Annotated in this window: 14 protein-coding genes and 3 tRNA genes; 14 read left to right on the forward strand and 3 right to left on the reverse strand. The window is 68.0% G+C overall.

Annotated features, from left to right (window positions below):
* The 7 genes from RWQ91_RS09780 (at position 1) to RWQ91_RS09810 (ending at position 6091) form a co-directional block, all read left to right on the forward strand.
* Complete coding sequence (locus tag RWQ91_RS09780; RefSeq protein ID WP_314505417.1) at positions 1–1890, forward strand: glycoside hydrolase family 13 protein; 1890 nt, start codon at positions 1–3, stop codon at positions 1888–1890.
* A 289-nt stretch (positions 1891–2179) separates the two neighbouring features.
* Positions 2180–2680 (forward strand): FBP domain-containing protein, encoded by a 501-nt coding sequence (locus tag RWQ91_RS09785; protein WP_314505420.1) that lies wholly within the window; start codon positions 2180–2182, stop codon positions 2678–2680.
* Positions 2677–3594, forward strand: coding sequence for a PfkB family carbohydrate kinase (locus RWQ91_RS09790; RefSeq protein WP_314505422.1), 918 nt, complete (start codon positions 2677–2679; stop codon positions 3592–3594). The genes RWQ91_RS09785 and RWQ91_RS09790 overlap by 4 nt, the downstream gene beginning before the upstream one ends.
* Positions 3595–3705: 111 nt before the next feature.
* Positions 3706–3787: transfer RNA gene (locus RWQ91_RS09795), tRNA-Tyr, on the forward strand.
* A gap of 186 nt (positions 3788–3973) precedes the next feature.
* The gene (locus tag RWQ91_RS09800; RefSeq protein ID WP_314505425.1) at positions 3974–4468 is read left to right on the forward strand and encodes a hypothetical protein; all 495 of its coding nucleotides are present in this window, start codon (positions 3974–3976) and stop codon (positions 4466–4468) included.
* A 74-nt stretch (positions 4469–4542) separates the two neighbouring features.
* Positions 4543–5100 (forward strand): YbaK/EbsC family protein, encoded by a 558-nt coding sequence (locus RWQ91_RS09805; RefSeq protein ID WP_314505428.1) that lies wholly within the window; start codon positions 4543–4545, stop codon positions 5098–5100.
* Between the two features lie 91 nt (positions 5101–5191).
* Positions 5192–6091: a hypothetical protein gene (locus tag RWQ91_RS09810; protein ID WP_314505432.1), complete on the forward strand. Its 900-nt coding sequence runs from the start codon at positions 5192–5194 to the stop codon at positions 6089–6091.
* Positions 6092–6101: 10 nt separating this feature from the next.
* On the opposite strand, the gene RWQ91_RS09815 is transcribed toward RWQ91_RS09810, so the two are convergent.
* Complete coding sequence (locus RWQ91_RS09815) at positions 6102–7688, reverse strand: NAD(P)/FAD-dependent oxidoreductase (protein WP_314505434.1); 1587 nt, start codon at positions 7686–7688, stop codon at positions 6102–6104.
* Between the two features lie 66 nt (positions 7689–7754).
* Here RWQ91_RS09815 and RWQ91_RS09820 point away from each other — a divergent pair, with 66 nt between their 5' ends.
* The 6 genes from RWQ91_RS09820 (at position 7755) to RWQ91_RS09845 (ending at position 11904) form a co-directional block, all read left to right on the forward strand.
* Positions 7755–8555, forward strand: a complete 801-nt coding sequence (locus tag RWQ91_RS09820; protein WP_314505437.1) for an inositol monophosphatase family protein — start codon at positions 7755–7757, stop codon at positions 8553–8555.
* A gap of 342 nt (positions 8556–8897) precedes the next feature.
* Positions 8898–10064 (forward strand): peptidoglycan DD-metalloendopeptidase family protein, encoded by a 1167-nt coding sequence (locus RWQ91_RS09825; protein ID WP_314505440.1) that lies wholly within the window; start codon positions 8898–8900, stop codon positions 10062–10064.
* 65 nt (positions 10065–10129) lie between these two features.
* A tRNA-Thr gene (locus RWQ91_RS09830) sits at positions 10130–10201 on the forward strand.
* Positions 10202–10235: 34 nt separating this feature from the next.
* A tRNA-Met gene (locus RWQ91_RS09835) sits at positions 10236–10309 on the forward strand.
* Positions 10310–10480: 171 nt separating this feature from the next.
* Positions 10481–10717 (forward strand): helix-turn-helix domain-containing protein, encoded by a 237-nt coding sequence (locus RWQ91_RS09840; protein WP_314505441.1) that lies wholly within the window; start codon positions 10481–10483, stop codon positions 10715–10717.
* Positions 10717–11904: a tyrosine-type recombinase/integrase gene (locus tag RWQ91_RS09845; RefSeq protein WP_314505443.1), complete on the forward strand. Its 1188-nt coding sequence runs from the start codon at positions 10717–10719 to the stop codon at positions 11902–11904. Before RWQ91_RS09840 ends, RWQ91_RS09845 begins: the two co-directional genes overlap by 1 nt.
* A 216-nt stretch (positions 11905–12120) precedes the next feature.
* On the opposite strand, the gene RWQ91_RS09850 is transcribed toward RWQ91_RS09845, so the two are convergent.
* Positions 12121–13032, reverse strand: coding sequence for an SGNH/GDSL hydrolase family protein (locus RWQ91_RS09850; RefSeq protein WP_314505445.1), 912 nt, complete (start codon positions 13030–13032; stop codon positions 12121–12123).
* Between the two features lie 296 nt (positions 13033–13328).
* On the opposite strand from RWQ91_RS09850, the gene RWQ91_RS09855 reads away from it, so the two are divergent.
* The gene (locus RWQ91_RS09855; RefSeq protein ID WP_314505448.1) at positions 13329–14012 is read left to right on the forward strand and encodes a TetR/AcrR family transcriptional regulator C-terminal domain-containing protein; all 684 of its coding nucleotides are present in this window, start codon (positions 13329–13331) and stop codon (positions 14010–14012) included.
* Between the two features lie 142 nt (positions 14013–14154).
* Here the strand turns inward: RWQ91_RS09855 and RWQ91_RS09860 are convergent, their stop codons facing one another.
* Complete coding sequence (locus RWQ91_RS09860) at positions 14155–16518, reverse strand: glycoside hydrolase family 2 TIM barrel-domain containing protein (protein ID WP_314505450.1); 2364 nt, start codon at positions 16516–16518, stop codon at positions 14155–14157.
* Positions 16519–16744: the final 226 nt, after the last annotated feature.

The following is a 16744-nucleotide window of genomic DNA, read 5'->3' on the forward strand; positions in this document are numbered from 1 at the left end:
ATGGCCTTCGACTCGCTGCTGCCGCACCACGACGGCTCACCACTGCATGTCTCCAACGCGGAGCCGACGCTGGGTGAGTCCGTCCGGGTGCGCCTGAGGGTTCCCGGCGGCTTCGGGCCGCTGGCGGCGGTGCGGACGCGCTCCAATCCGGACCACGAGCCGGCGTGGACGGATGCCGCACTCATCGGCACCGCCGATGGATGGGACTGGTGGGAAGCGGAGGTCGTCGTCGCGAATCCGCGCCACGGGTACCGCTGGATACTGCAGCACGACAACGGCCGCGTGCAATGGCTGAATCAGTCCGGTCTGCACGAGATCGAGACGCTGGATGCCGAGGACTTCGCGCTCGTCGCCTACCCGGCACCGCCCGCGTGGATGTACGACGCGGTGCTGTACCAGGTGTTCCCCGATCGATTCGCGCGCTCAGCCCAGGCCGACACCCACCCGACGCCCGACTGGGCCATCCCTGCCACGTGGGACGAGCCGGTGGATGCCCTCGCTCCCGGGCGCTCGCAGCAGTTCTACGGCGGCGACCTGGACGGGGTGACGTCCAAGCTGGATCACCTGGTCGAGCTCGGCGTCAATCTGCTGTACCTCACGCCGGTCTTCCCGGCGGCATCCAATCACCGCTACGACGCATCCAGCTTTCTCTCCGTCGACCCGCTGCTCGGCGGCGATGAGGCGTACATCCGCCTGATCGAGGCGGCGCACGAGCGCGGCATCCGGGTGATCGGCGACCTGACGAGCAATCACTCCGGTGACCGCCACGAGTGGTTCCTATCCGCGCTGGGGACGCCCGCCGCTCCCGCGGAGGAGTTCTACTACTTCACCGACGAGGGCAACACGCAGTACGTCTCCTGGCTGGGATACCCGACGCTTCCGAAGTTCAATTGGGCCTCCGAGAAGCTGCGCGAGCGCTTCATCGACGGGCCGGACTCCGTGGTGGCGAAGTGGCTCAAGCCGCCGTTCAATGCCGACGGGTGGCGCATCGACGTCGCGAACATGACCGGGCGGCTGGGCGAAGTCGATCTGAACGCCGAGGTGCGGCAGCTGCTGCGACGGACCATGATCGACATCAATCCCGAAACGGTGCTGCTGGGCGAATCCACGAACGACGCGACCAGCGACCTGCAGGGCGACGGCTGGCACGGCGCCATGACCTACCCCTCCTTCACCCGTCCGGTGTGGGGATGGCTCAGCGAGCCGACGCGCCAGCGGTACATCGACGCAGAGGGCCGTCACGTGACGGAGCCGTGGTTCTTCGGTCAGCCGATCGGCGGCATCCCGCGCTACACCGCGGGCCAGTTCGTCGCCGCGGTGACCCGCTTCACCGCCGGCATCCCGTGGCGCGTGCGTCTGGGCAACATGCAGCCGCTCGACACCCACGACACCGCGCGATTCGCCACCCACGCCGCTCCGGGGGTCATCCCGCTGGCGCTGGGCCTGTCGATGACGCTGCCCGGACTGCCTGTCGTGTTCGCGGGCGACGAGTACGGAGCAGTCGGGGTCGACGGCGAGTCGAGCCGCACGCCGATGCCGTGGGGGACCGAGAGCGAGCCGGACGTCGCCGCGCGGCTCGCCCTCTACCGAGACCTCATCGCGCTCCGCCGCGCGCATCCCGCGCTGGCGACCGGCGGCCTCAGATGGCTGCACGTGGACGATGAGACCGTGATCTTCGTCCGCGAGTCGCAGGAGGAGTCCGTGCTCGTGCTCGCTTCGACGGGTCGTGTCGACGTCGAGTTGGTCGCGGCCTCGGTGCCCGGTGCGGCTTCGGCGGTCGAGCTGTCCGGCAGCGCCAGTCTCGCGACGGCCTCCGACGGCGCGGTGCTGGTCTTCGCCGAGGGTCCCGTGTTCGCCGCGTGGGCCCTTCCCGGGGTAGTCGTGCCGTGAGCGCGCACTTCGACGGCTGAGCCGCTCCCGCGCTAGCCCGGCCGACGCATGCCTCTGTCCCCCGCGCGATGCCGAATTCAGGCTGGCCGATTCTCGTCGGTCACGGCCACCGCAGATTTCCGCACCTTCGAGCCGGACTCTCGCCGGTTCAGCCTGAGTTCGGCATCTGTCCTCGCCCCGACACGCCTCTGGGCGCCGGAACCACGATGGGTGAGACCGTCACGCCCTCGGCGCTGGCGCCGCGGCCGGGTGTTCTTCATAGACTGATCGGAGGCCGCGAGGAGGTCGAATGCGCCAATTGACCGAAGAAGAGCTGCGCGACGCGATCGCGAATGCGACGGATGATGAGCTGCGGGTGTTCGCATCACCCTTGGATTTCGTGCTGACGGACTGGGATCATCTGGACTTCCTGGCGTGGCGCGATCCGCGCAACAGAGGTCGCGGATATCTCGTCGGCGAGATCGACGGGCGCCCGGTGGGCGTCGTCATGCGGGCCGCCGAGGGCAGTTCCCGAGCCGGCGCCGCGTTCTGCAACGTGTGCCGCACGATGCAGCCCGCCGACCAGGTGTCGCTGTTCTCAGCGCGCAAGGCGGGAGCGGCGGGCGCTCGGGGCGACTCTGTGGGAACCTACCTGTGCACGGATCTGTCCTGCCACGAGAACGTTCGTCTTGCGGCTCCGCTCGCGCCCAGTGAAGTGCGCACGAGCGTGGACGCGCGGATCGACGGAACGCGGCAGCGGGCCGAAGCCTTCATCGAACGAGTAGTGGAAGCAGCGAGGACTGGGGCATGAGCGATCGGGTAGTGGTCATCGGGGACGCGCTCATCGACGAGTTGCGCGACGACACCGGCGTCCGGGAGTTCGTCGGCGGCGCGGCTCTGAACGTGGCGGTCGGCCTCACGCGTCTGGGAGTGCCCACGACGCTCATCGCGATGCTCGGGGAAGACGAGGCCGCCGACCATATCCGCGCGTATCTCGCCGACTACGGCGTCGACCTGATCGCATCGCCCTCCGAGCTGGGCAGCTCCCGCGCGGTGAGCACTCGCAGCGCGTCGGGGGAACCGGTCTACGAGTTCAACGCCGCAGCTCAGGCGCGCGGCATCCGTTACGACGACCACGTCCGCGCGGCGATCGCGTCGGCGCACATCGTGGCCGTCAGCTGCTACCCCTTCGACAACGTCGAGCAGACGCGGTTGCTGGCCGAAGCGCTTCACGAGTCTTCCGGCATGCTCGTGATCGACCCGAACCCCCGGTCGGGGATGATGTCCGACTCCGCCGAATTCGTGCGCGGCTTCGAGGCGCTCGCCGCAGACGCCGAATTGGTGAAGGTCGGGGAGGATGATGCCGTCCTCCTGTACGGCGAGCCGCTGGACGCGCTGCGTGCCCGACTGGTCGATCTCGGTGTGGACGCGGTGCTCGCGACGCAGGGATCGGCGGGAGCGACAATCGAAGCCGGCGAGATCGTCGTGACGCGACCGATCTCCGACCTGCCCGGTCGCATCGTCGACACGATGGGTGCCGGTGACGCCGCCTTCGCCGCGACGGTGGCGGCGCTCGCCGAAGGATGGCCGGCCGACGAGGACGGCTGGCGGACTGCGCTCTCCCGCGCCATGGACGTCGCCGCCGCGACCTGCCGTTTCGAGGGCGCGCTGCTGCGCCTGCCCGAATCGCTCCAGGGCATCGACATGGACCGCATCGGCACCTGACGGCAGCACGTTCGCGCACGAGGCCGGATGGATTTTCGTGGCGCCCGTCCCACGCGTAAGATGGGTGATCGCGCCTCCGCTCGACTGAAAAAGCCGGTCGGGTGCGCGTCTGGCGAGTTACCCAAGCGGCCAAAGGGATCTGACTGTAAATCAGCCGGCGTAGCCTTCGGGGGTTCGAATCCCTCACTCGCCACACTTCGTCGAAAGCGCCCCGTTCGCGGGGCGCTTTCTGAGTTCTGCGCCAGCGCGGCGGCGGTCGATGCCCAGAGGCCCCGGCCTACCACTCGCCCGCAGCGGTGGCAAGCCCACGCGCTTCGCCGGTCGCTCCCGTGCCGCGAGCGTACGATTGGCCGATCGTACGGACGAAGGGAGCACGACGATGACCGATTCACAGGGCAACATCGACGCCGCGACACAGGCGGCGCGGGACGCCGCGGACAACGTGCGGGATGCCGCAGCCAACGGTGCCGATGCACTGGGCGCGACCGCCGAGCAGATCGCGGAAGACCTCAAGGCCGACTCGACGACCAGAGCGAGCGCGAAGAGCGACGCCGTGGGCGATGCTGCTGACAAGGCGACGACCAAGGTGGCCGATGTCGTCGACGGTGCCAAGAGCGCGGCATCCGACGCTGCGGTCTCCGTCAGCAAGGCCGCCGACGCCGCCGCCGACGCGGCGAAGGCCGCCACCGCGAAGCTCAAGGGTGTGGCCGACGACGTCGACTTCGACCAGATCGTGGCGCAGACCCGCACTGTGGCCGGCGAGTGGACAGAGAAGCTCAAGCAGGCCTACCGCGAGCGTCCGGGTCTCGTCATCGCCGCCGGTGCCGGCATCGCCGTGCTCGCCGCGGCGATCGCGCGGAACATCCGGCGCTGACGACCCATCGATCCGGCGGGCCGCACCCCGCCGGATCGATGCACGCCGGCGAGCACGCCGCTAGGATCCTCGACATGACCTGGCACGAGACCGGATCGCTGACAGCCCGACCCGCTCTGGAGCAGTCCGGTCTGCTCGCGCCGCCCGTCGCCCGGGCGCTCGACGGTCTCGATCCGCAGCTCGCCGCCAGAATCGGTGCTGCAGCAATCGACCCGGCTCTGGCGGACACCGCCGCCTTCTGCGAACGGTACGGCGTGAGCCCGGCCGCGTCTGCCAACTGCGTGGTGATCAAGGGCAAGCGGGGCGGTGAGATCCGCTACGCCGCGTGCATGGTCCTCGCGACCACTCGCGCCGATGTGAACGGCGTGGTCCGCCGCAGGCTGGACGCACGCAGCGCCTCGTTCGCGCCCGTCGATGAAGCCGTCGTCCTCACCGGCATGGAGTACGGCGGCATCACGCCCCTCGGACTGCCGCACGGGTGGCCGATCCTCGTGGATGCCGCGGTCGCGCGGACCGACGAGGTCGTCATCGGCAGCGGCCTCCGCGCGAGCAAGCTGTTCCTTCCCGGCTCCGTACTCGCCGCACTGCCCAACGCGGAAGTCATCGACGCTCTGGCGCGCCCGCTCGAGTGAGGGTTCGCCGCCGGTAGATGCTCTCCCGGTGGGCGCCGGCCGCGTGTCAGGATGAGCGTGTGCGGGGCGACCCGCTGACGAGAGGACTGAGATGAGCGCGCGCGACCCCTACCCGGATCACACCCGTAGCGACAACCCGGGTTCGTCGCTCGTGCGCACCGCGATCTGGGTCGCGATCGGTGCGTTGATCGCCGCAGCCATCGTCTGCGTGATCTGGGTGCTCGTCGGAACCCAGAACGGAATCATCGGACGCGCCTTTCTCACCATCCTCCTGCTGGCCGCCTTCGCAGGCGTCGCGATCATCGACGCCCGGCTCGCTCCCCGGCGGCCCGCATGGTTCGCCCTGGCCAGCATGGTCACCTGGGTGGTCACGCTCCTGATCGGCGCGGTGATGATCTGGATGCCGGAGCGCTACTCGTGGAGCGGCTTCACCCGCTTCATCCAGTTCCTGCTGATCGTGCTGATCCTGCAGCTGGCCCTTCTGCACATCCGGCTCTACACGAAGGCGTTCTTCCGGCACGTCACGACCTTCACGCAGATCGTCGCGATCGTGACGATCACGCTCGTGATCGGTCTCGCGGTCATGCTCGTGCTGCCTCTCATGCTGGGGGAGTGGGTCGACTTCTCCGAGCTGTACTGGCGATTCGTGGTGGCGATCACGATCCTGGCGGCCGTCGGCACAGCCCTCGTGCCGCTCATCAACGCGCTCTTCGCCCCGAAGAGCCCGCGACCCGATCAGCGGGAAGCCGCCCCCTTCCCGCACGCAGCGCTGCCGCCGTGGCCCACCTACGCCGACGGAGTGACGCCGCTGCCGATGATGCCCGACGGCTCACCGGACTGGAACGCCTACTACACCGGTTATCCGTCCCAGCTCTCGCAGGCCATCGCGCCCGTCGCACCGTTCGCGCCGCCCTCCGCCGTGCCGCAGCCCCCCGCGCCGCGAGGCTACGAAGGATTTCCGCCGCCGCCGCCTCTGCCGCCGCGCCCCTGACGGCCGCGGCTCACGCGCTCAGCAGCTCGAGCGCGGCCATCGCCGCGTTGTGGCCGCCGATGCCGCTGACCGCTCCTCCACGCCGAGCACCCGAACCGCACAGCAGGACACGCGGATGCGCGGTCGCCACGCCCCAGCGGGCGGCGGCGGAGTCGAGGGGCTCGTCATCCTCTGCCCACGGCCACGACAGCGGACCGTGGAAGATGTCGCCCCCGACCATCCCGAGCGAATCCTCCAGGTCCGCGGTCGTGCGGGCCTCGATGCACGCGGAGCCGTCGGGTGCTTCGTAGATGCAGTCGGCGATGGGCTCGGCGAGCACCGAGTCCAGCGAACGCGTGGCTGCCTCCAGCAGCGCCGAGCGCGCGGCATCCCGCTCCAGGTTCGCCACCAGACGGTGCGGCACCTGCAGTCCGAACAGGGTCAGGGTCTGCGCCCCCTGCGCGCGCAGCGGTGCACCGAGGATCGACGGGTCGGTGAGCGAATGGCAGTAGATCTCCGCCGGCAGCGGATTCGGGATGCTGCCACCCTGAGCCGCGTCATGAGCCTCGTCGAGCTGCGACATCGTCTCGTTGATGTGGAACGTGCCGGCGAACGCGGCCCGGGGAGCGACCCGATCATCCCGCAGCTTCGGGAGGCGGTGCAGCAGCATGTTCACCTTGACCTGGGCGCCCTCCGGGGGCTCCGAGGGCTCGGGCTCTGAGCGTGCGCCTCCGTTCGCCAGCAGTCGGGCGAGCACGGCCGGCCCCACCCCGCTGAGCACCAGGCGGCCCCGCAGGGTCTGCGGCCGAGCTGCGCCGATCTCGACGTCGCCGTCCGAGCCGATCGCGACCACCTCGGCGTCCGTACGCAGTTGCGCGCCGGCCGCGCGGGCGGCGCGCTCGAGCTCTGCGCTCACCTGCCCCATGCCGCCGACCGGGACGTCCCAGTCGCCGGTGCCGCCGCCGATGACGTGGTACAGGAAGCAGCGGTTCTGCCGCAGGCTGATGTCATCGGCGGCGGCGAAGGTGCCGATGAGTCCGTCGGTCAGGGCGATGCCGCGGACGATGTCGCTACCGAGCGATGAGCGCAGCAGGCCGCCCAGCGGGCGTTCGACGACCGCATCCCACAGTGCGCGGTCCTCGAAACCCGAACGGACGGCGGACCGCGTTCGCAGCGGAGAGGTCACCGTCGGAAACAGGTGGCGGGCCAGCGGGGCCAAGCGGTCGGTGAATTGCGCATACCGCTCCGCCTCACCGGTGTCGCCGGTGGTCTGGACGAACGATGCCGCTGTGGCGGCGGCATCCCCGGTGTCCACGAGCACTCCGCGCGTGGGATCCGCCGGATCCGGTGTGTACGACGAGTACCGGCGACGACGCAGGTCGATGCGCAGCCCGAGATCGTCGATGATCGTGCGGGGGAGCAGGCTCACGAGATACGAATACCGCGAGAGGCGGGCCTCGACACCGGCCCACGGGCTCTGCGAGACCGCCGCGCCTCCGACATGCGACAGCCGCTCGAGCACGACGACGCTTCGGCCTGCGCGGGCCAGGTACGCGGCGGCGACCAGGGCGTTGTGTCCGCCTCCGACGATCACGACATCGTGAGAGTACTGGGGCATTGCTCCACGCTAATGCCCGCTCGCGGCCCATGCGGCGGGTGGACGCCGCGGCGATAGCGTGGAGGCATGGCACTGGTGGATGAGCTCGCAGAACTCGCGATCGAGGTCGCACGGGAGGCCGGCGGGCTGGCCCGCCTTCGCCGCGAGGAGGGGGTGGCGATCGCCGCCACCAAGTCCTCGATCGCGGACATCGTCACCGAGGCCGACCGAGAGGTGGAGACGCTCATCCGGTCTCGGCTGGCCGCGGCGCGACCGGACGATGGCTTCCTCGGCGAGGAATCGGGCGGCGACCGCGGCGAGAGCGGCATCACGTGGGTGGTCGACCCGATCGACGGCACGGTCAACTACGCCTACGGCATCCCGGCCTATGCCGTCAGCATCGCCGCCGTGCGCGGCGAGCCCGCACCCGAGCAGTGGGAAGCGCTGGCCGGCGCCGTCTTCAGTCCGCCGACGGGCGAGATGTTCCATGCGGCACAGGGCGCCGGTGCGTGGCTGAGCGGGCGCCGACTCGAGGTGAACGCCCACCCCTCAGCCGCCGGAGCGCTCCTGGCCACGGGGTTCGGCTACAACCCGGCGACCCACGCCGGCGACCTCGCGCGCGTGGGCCGCGTCATGCCGATGGCCCGCGATCTGCGGCGCATCGGAGCAGCATCCCTCGACCTCGCGTTCGTCGCTGCGGGCAGGTTCGACGGCTATTTCGAGCGCGGCCTGCAGCCCTGGGACCATGCCGCCGGCGCGCTGCTGGTCATCGAAGCGGGAGGACGCTTCGTGCGCGTCGACCTCGCCGACAACCCCGATCGTCCCCTGTTCGTGGCGGCGGGGCCCGGAGTGTTCGACGAGCTTTTGGCAGCGACGGCGAGTCCGTGAAATCATGAAGGCGGATGAACCGGCGCGCCGAGGGACTGCACACATCGCATTCTCAGGTCAACCCCGATAGTCTTTACCCGATCGTTACTTTCGTCGGCCCGAATCGGCGGAAGTGATCTGCTGCCCCGATGCCCGAAACTTCGCCTCCCGAGCGACACGACCCGAGAGCCCCCCTGCGCTTTGCCTTTCGACGCCCCTCAGGCTGAGTCTGCGCCCACGCGGCGTTCCAGCCGGTCATCCGCCACGCCGACTGCGGCGACCGTGGAGACTCCCGGGGCATCGCGCGCAGAACTGAGGCGCCGGATCCTCTCGCAGGGGCCCGTCCTCACCCTCCCTCCGACGGTGGTGGCCTCGCCGGTCGAGCCCGCCGCGCCGGTCGAGGCTCTCGCGCCGGTGGTCCTGCCCACCCGCCGCAGCCGCCGCCCGGCGGCGTCGGTCGGCGGTGCTGTGCACGTCGTCGCTCCCGCCGAATCCGCCTCCGAGCCCGCCCCGCCGGCCGACGAGCCCGTCGTGGTTCCGCTCGAGGACTTCGAACTGCTCGAACCCGCCGTCGACGACGCCCCTGCGCTGATCTTCGGCGATGAGCCCGATGCGTCGGAATCGGTCGCGTCCAGCGACGCCGGCACGGCGGCATCCTCCGCTCCGGAGATCGACGAGTTCGAAGCCGCGGCACGCCTGTTCTCGTTCACCGGCGAGACTCCGATCCAGTACGCGGCGACACGCGCGGATGCTGATGCTCCGACAAGCGCCCCGGCCCACATCGGGGCCCGCCGAAATCGGGGTGCCTCATTCAAGCGTGTGAGTGCGGCATCGTTCTCGGTGGGCGTGATGGGCATCGTGGGGCTGCTGACCGTCGGATTGACCACTCCCGCCGACGCGGTCGCCGCGCCACGCACCTCTGACATCGGCACCACCCTCGCGGTGGCGGCCGGCGGCGACGTGGAACCTCGCGATGAAGAGATCCAGGCCTACGTCACGCCGTCCGACATGCAGAGTGCGCCCATCCAGCGCGCTGAGAACTACTCGACGCTCACGATGGCCCAGCTCGCGGCCGATTCGGGCATCTCGAACTTCTCGAACTTCTTCGTCAACGACCCGAACTCGCCCATCCAGTGGCCGTTCGCCGTCGGCGTGCCCATCAGCTACGGCTTCGGCATGCGCGACGGCACGATGCACGAAGGTGTCGATTTCACCCCGGGCGAGGGCTCACCGATCCAGGCGATCGCCGACGGAGTCGTGCGCGAGTCCACCGACTCGGGCGGCGCATTCGGCGTGCACATCGTGATCGACCACGTCATCGACGGCGTGCTGGTTTCGAGCAGCTATTCGCACATGCTCTACGGCTCGCGCCAGGTCGAGGTCGGCGATCAGGTCACCGTCGGCACGATCGTCGGGCACACGGGCAACACCGGCCGCTCGTACGGCGCTCACACCCACTTCGAGATCCTCGCGAACGGCACCACCCCGATCGACCCGATTCCGTGGCTGCGGGAGCACGCCGGCGGTTGACCTCGATTCAAGGGGATGCCGGTGCTCTGGTATTCTCTTCTAGTTGCCCAGGCATGCCTGGGCGCGCCCCGATAGCTCAGTGGCAGAGCACTTCCATGGTAAGGAAGGGGTCGTCAGTTCAATCCTGACTCGGGGCTCGCAGCATCCGGTGTTCGTTCACCGGCGTGACGCGGCAGGGTAGCTCAGTTGGTGAGAGCGCACGACTCATAATCGTGAGGTCGCGGGTTCAAGCCCCGCTCCTGCTACAGAAAACCTCGGATGACCAGGGTTTCTTGTCCCTACGAAGGGACAAGAACTCGATGAGTTCATCACTTATCCAACGCTTTCGCATGCACGGCGGTCTTGAGCCGTCCGTCAGGAGTAGGGTGCTCGCTCCGGTTCGGTTGAACTGGGGAGGCCTCGGTCACCTACTGGATATGAACAGCGAACAGCTCGCAGAGCTCGGCCTCGAGCGACTGCTGACCACCAGCGAATTGGCCGACTACCTGGGCCTGCGTGTGCAGGCCATATATGACCTGCGCGCCGAGGGGCGCGGCCCGCGCGGCATTCCGGTGGGTCGAGAGCTGCGGTTCGCTCCATCGGACATTCGCAGGTGGCTGCATGAGCGACACGAACCCGAGCCTGTCGCTGCACCGAAGGGCGGCGATTTCTGATGGCTGGTCGTCCGCGGCTGCCTGTCGGAACGTTCGGTGAGATCACCACGCGCAAGCTCGAGTCCGGCAGATTCCGTGCGTCCGCGCGGTTCCGGGACTGGGACGGGCACACCCGTCAGGTGACGGCGACCGGGAAGTCCGCGGGTGCGGCGAAAACGGAGCTGAAGACCCAGCTTGCGGACCGGATGCGGATCGGTGGTGACAGTACGGCGATTACTGCGGACTCGCGATTCGTGGAGCTCGGGACGGCCTGGCTGGAAGCGATGAAGACCGACCCGACCCTTTCGGATGGCTCGAAGGAGGTGTACGAGCGCGAGTACTACTCGCTCGTACTACCGACCTTCCAGCACTTCACCCTGCGTGAGATCACGGTGGGCCGTGTCGAGCGCTTCCTCAACACCCAGCTTGCGAAGTCCTACCCCCGTGCCAAGCATTCACGGACGATCTTGAACTTTGTGCTCGGGTTCGGTGTCCGCCGCGAGATCATCAATCGAAACCCTGTCAAAGACACCTCTCGACTGAGGAAGCCGAAGCGCGTGCCGAAGGCGCTGACGACGGAACAGATCCTCGCGATCCGAACCGCCGCGCGAGAGTGGCGAACCCAGCCCGGGGTGCTCGGCCCCCACCCAGACGGCCAGGTGCGAGACATCATTGAGCTGATGCTCGGCTCGCTCACTCGCATCGGGGAGGCCCTGGCCTTCCGGAAATGCGATGTCGACATGACCGCTAGTCCGCCTACTGTGCATGTCTGCGGGACCATCGTCGTCCGCAAGGGCGTTGGTGTGCTGCGGCAGCCCCAGCCGAAGACAGCTGAATCCAACCGTGTTGTCGCGATTCCGCCATTCGCTGCCGCGGTCGTCCGGCGGCGGCTCGCGTTGATCGCGGGGGAGGGATCCGAGCATTTGCTCTTCTTCACCCGCAAGGGCACCCCGCTCGCGCCTCACAATGTGCGACGGACCTTCCGGGAGATGCTCAAGATTGCCGGGTTGGAAGGGCTCGAGATCACACCCCACGCGTTCCGACGCACTGGGGCCACACTGCTCACGAACGAACTGGGCATCGAGACCGCGGCCGACGTCCTGGGGCACACCTCGACGAAGACCACGAAGGAGCACTACGCGGAGCCTGACCGGACGGTAAATCCCATTCCGGCAGCCGTGCTCGAGCGGTTCGCCCCCGACGACTGACATAAGCGAATCAGCGGGAGCCGGCATGGGTCGCCAGGACGCACCGACCGTCGCCTCGGCGCCGGGGCGTTGCCGCTTCCCCAGGGCCGCCGAGTCGCGCACGGCCCGCCACCAAGTAGTCCGTGGCTGCCGCAGGCCCAGACTTCATGCTCGGCCAGATCGGCCTTGCCGAAACTTGTCAGTAGGTCGCCTCGGTGATGTTAGCTGCAGCGGCGGTCAGGAGTTCAGTTGGCGCACCACCGCGTCGGCCACAGCGGCATGGCCGGTCGCGTTGGGGTGCATCATCACGAAGCCTTGGGAGAAGTCGTACCCGATGACCCACGGCTCGGTCGAGCAGGCGTCGTGTCCGCGACTGAGTTTTGAAGCTGCGACCAGCTCCACGCCCGTCTCATGCGCAGCCAGCTTTGTGGCGAGCGAGACCTTGCGCGCGACCTCGAGCAGGAACTTCTGTCGATCCTGGGGGATGGGCAGCGCCGCGCAGGGCTTGCCGTTCTCCGGGAGCACACTGATGTAGTCAACGAGAACGATGCGTGCCTGAGGTGCTCGCCCGCGGACGTCCTGCACCATGCGGACCAGGCTGTCCTGGAGTGTGTCGAGCTGCTGGCGCACCAGTGAGTCGGGCCGTGGGCTGCACAGACCGTACGATTTGAGCTGGTTGCTGATGACGCTCGCCGGATTTGCGGCGAGGTCTCCGAGGCAGGCTTCAGCCGTCAGATTGCCGACGTAGTTCACGTCATTTCCACCGATCGTGATGGTGACGACATCCGTGTCGGCGTGTACTGCGTCCAGCTGCAACGGCCCAAGACGATTCGTGCCATCCCAACCCCAGATCTGCTGAGGAGTGCCCGCGACGTTGTCGATCGATGCGCCGCCACAGGCGGCGTTGGTCAATTGCAGGTCAAGCGCTTCTGCGACGAGATAGGGATAGGCGATCGTCGTGCGACCGCACCCTTGCAGGCCGGCAGGGTCGGCCGGACCGAGGCCTCCGCCCGCCGCATAGGAGCTTCCAAGAGCAACGTAAGTGTCGCCGGGCGCTAGCGCGGGGGCGGCGAATGCGGGACCGGCGATCATCGTGGTCGTTGTCATCGCGGCGACGGCGACAAGCCAGCGCAGGGGGTGGACGGTCATGGAGCTCTCCTTTGAGTTCGGCGATTCGTGAAGGGTTGTCTTGGACCTGCGCCGCAGTTGTGGCGGGGGAGCGTGTCGGTCGTCGGAGGACGGCCCGCTCTGAGGCGAGAAGAGAGGGCTCGGGTAGGTTTTCCCCGGTCCGGGATAAAAGATAGCGGTGATCTCCGATCCGATCAATACCGAGTCGCCCACACGAACGCCACAGCGCTGTTCTATAATTCCCAGACGGGGAGTATTCCGCATACTGCGGGTGTATGACGAACTCACCCGAGCGACCGAAAAGGCGGGCACCAGCGATGACAGATACGGACGGCGTGAAGCCACGCCGCGGGCGTCCCAGGCTTGTGGACCGGGAGAAGATCATTCGGGCTGCCCGGCTCCGCGACCCCGCCACGCTCACCATGCAGGCCCTTGCGGAAGACATTGGCGTGGACCGTAAGACGCTTCACTATCACGTCGAGAACCGCACGTCTCTGATGCGTATGGTCGCGGCAGACGCCTTCCGGGACGCCGTTTCTTCCCATGACTTCACCGAGGAAAGCGATTGGCGTACAGCGATCCACTCTTTCGCCCACATCACTCGCGACGCCGTGACGGCTGCAGGTGCCTGGGCAAGCTACGTCGAATTCGACAGTGAAGAAGACCTGGAGGCGGTGCGCCCGGCCGAAGCGGCAACGGTGGCACTGGTGAATGCGGGACTCGCGGAAGCCGATGCCGGCCGAGTCATCACGATGCTGGCAGAGCTCGCATTCGCGTCCGCGCGCGCCATCTCCGACACCGCTGCTCGCGGCACGGCGCCTCAGGAGGAACTTCTCGAGCGCGCTCTGGAGAAAGTCCCGGCTGGACAGTTTGCGCTCACCCGCCGGCTACTTGGCAACAGGTCGACGATTCCGGGCGGGGATGAGCACTTCTCTTTCCAGCTCGAGGTCGTCACGCTGGGCGTAGAGAAGCTGCTGGAAGTCGCTGGAACCGCGTCCTGACGTCGACTCCTACGCAGGCTCGGGTGCGACCGCCGGGGAGGGCGACTCGGATAGAGGCGCCCCGCAACAATCAGGTCGGCGCGGGGATCGGTATGAGCGAAGCGGCCTTTGGGCGCAACGCTGGATCGTGTTAGGGCGTTGGTCAGCCGGCGGCACCGACGCGGAAGTGAATGCTGACCGTGTGAAGACCGGGGGACGTGACGGAAGCCACCGCGGTTCCGACTCCAGTGGGTCGCACAACAGCCAGAGCGCGGCCGTCGAAGGTTTTCCAGGTGTTGCTGTCGAAGCGTTCCGTGGTTTTGGGATTGGCGCTGCAGATCCCGGCCAGGATTGCGTCTCCCTCCACGTGCACTGTGATCTCGCGGTCGTCGGCGGTGACGAGGACTCCGCTTTCGTCTCGTAGTTCGATCGCGATGTATGCCAGCGAGTCATCATCGGCGGTGAGCTGCACCTGGTCGGCGGTGGCCGTGACGTGAGTGTCGCTTCCCGCCGTGGTAAGTGACGTCCGGCCGGACTCACGTCCGTCTCGAAGCGCGATCGCCACAAGCTGCCCCGGTCGGTACGGGGTCTCCAGGACGGCGAGCATTGGTTTGTCTGTGCCGACGGGGGCGCGAGCGATGTCGTGTCCATCCAGCTGGAGAATCACTTCGTCAGCGTCTGCGTAGACCTCCACCGCGACCGGGTGGTTTTCGTGTCCGGGCCAGGTCCATGATGCGACGGAGTCACTCCACGCCCATTTGGACTCCGATACCACGGTCGCGCCGTGCCGCTCCGGGCGTCGGACGGAGATGTAAGGCTCGGTACGGAGGCCGAACACGATCTCCCGATAGTACGAGAGGGGTCGTCGCCAACCAGTGATGTCGATGTCCCCGCACCAGGCGGTGAGGAAGGGGTACTCCCGCTCGAGCGCCCCATTCGAGTCGTCACCCTCATAGGTGATCGACCCGAGTCCGACTTCACCGAGGTAGTCCCACCCGGTCCAGGCGAAGTCGCCAATGACATTGGGGTTCTCCTGCACGAGCGGCCAGTTCTTCCCGATCTGTCCGGGGAAGGTTTCGGAGCCGACGATCACCCGATTCGGGAACAGGTCACGATCGAGCGCGTACCGCGCTTCGGAGTAGTTGAGCCCGAGAACATCGAGTGCGGCGCTGGATTCGGCGGTTCGTCGGGTGGCGGCTTCCCCAGTGCCCACGAAGTCGAAGCCACCCTCTGCGGACATGGCCTCGTTCAGTCCGCCCGCTGCCTCCAGGATGGCGGGCAATTCGTCCATCACGGCGAGGAACGGGTTGACGCCGTTCGTGACCGGCCGCGACGGGTCGAGGTTTCGCACGTGTTCGGCCATTCGGCGAGCCCACCGCGCTCCATGTGGCGTACCGACTTCGGCGATCTCGTTGCCGATCGAGTGCATGATCACGCTCGGGTGGTTGCGGTTCTTGATGACCATCGACTCGAGGTCAGAAGCCCACCATTGCGGGAAGTCGAAGGCGTAGTCATCGATGGTCTTGAACCGGGTCCATACGTCGAATGCTTCGTCCATCACCAGCATGCCGAGGCGGTCGCAGGCGTCCAGCAGCGCAGGTGATGCGGGGTTGTGGGCGGCGCGGATCGCGTTGAAGCCGGCTGCTTTCAGCAGTTCTACTCGTCGCTCGTCTGCTCGTCCGATGGCCGCAGCCCCGAGGGGCCCGTTGTCGGAGTGGATGCATGCGCCCCGCAGCAGGACGGGTTGACCGTTGATGCGGAGGCCCTTTCGGGGATCCACGGTGATCTCACGGATGCCGAAGGTCACGGTCTCGTTGTCGTCGTGACCGGTGAGGCGCACATGTGCCGTGTAGAGGGCGGGGTTGTCCGGCCCCCAGAGCTGGGGTTGCTGGATGTAGAGCCGTTGACGGACCCGGGCACTCTCGCCAGGCGCCAGAGTGAGAGGGCTGGCGTCGCTGACCGCCGTCGACCGGTCGGGGCTGGTTGCTGTGGTCTCAACGGTTACGCTGCGGGTGACAAGTCCGGCGTTTGCGGCAGCGGTTTCGATTTCCACGACCGCCTGATCGGGCTCGATTCGCACGATTCGGACGGTGACGCCGTCTGGTTCGATGTGCACAGGCTCGCTGACGTGCAGGAGAACGGGACGGTGAAGGCCCGCCCCGGAGTACCACCGGGAGTCCTGACCGGATCGCACCTCGATGCGCAGAGTGTTTGTCGCGTCGAACCGAAGGAAGGGGGTGAGGTCCACGAAGAAGCGGGCGTAACCGTCGGCCCGGATGCCGGCGAGCTCGTCGTTGATGAACACTTGGGCGCGCCGGTAGGCGCCCTGGATCTCGAGGCGGACCAGACGTCCTTCCCATGTACCGGGGGCGTGGAAGGACTTGACATAGGAGTACGCCGCGTTCGGGTAGTACGCACCGGCTCCCTTTCCCGGGGCGTCCGGCCGGCGCGTCGCATCCCGCAGGGCGTCGTGGGGGAGGTGGACGGCTGTCGCCGCGTCCCCATTGGCGCCGAGACCTGCGAACATGCCGCTTGGCGGTCCGCAGATCCAGCCTTCATTGAACGGTGAAGTGGACAAGGGTCTCTCCTGCTGGGTCGGTCTGGCCTTCACTAGTGCGCCGGGGGGGGGGGGGGGGGGGGGCCCCCCCCCCCCCCCCCCCCCCGCGGCCCCCCGGGGGGGGGGGGGGGGCGGGCCCCCCCCCCCCCCCCGGGGTCCCCCCACCCGCCCCCCCCAAAAAAACACACCCCCCCCC

The organism is uncultured Microbacterium sp. (assembly GCF_963524805.1).
Lineage (GTDB): Bacteria > Actinomycetota > Actinomycetes > Actinomycetales > Microbacteriaceae > Microbacterium.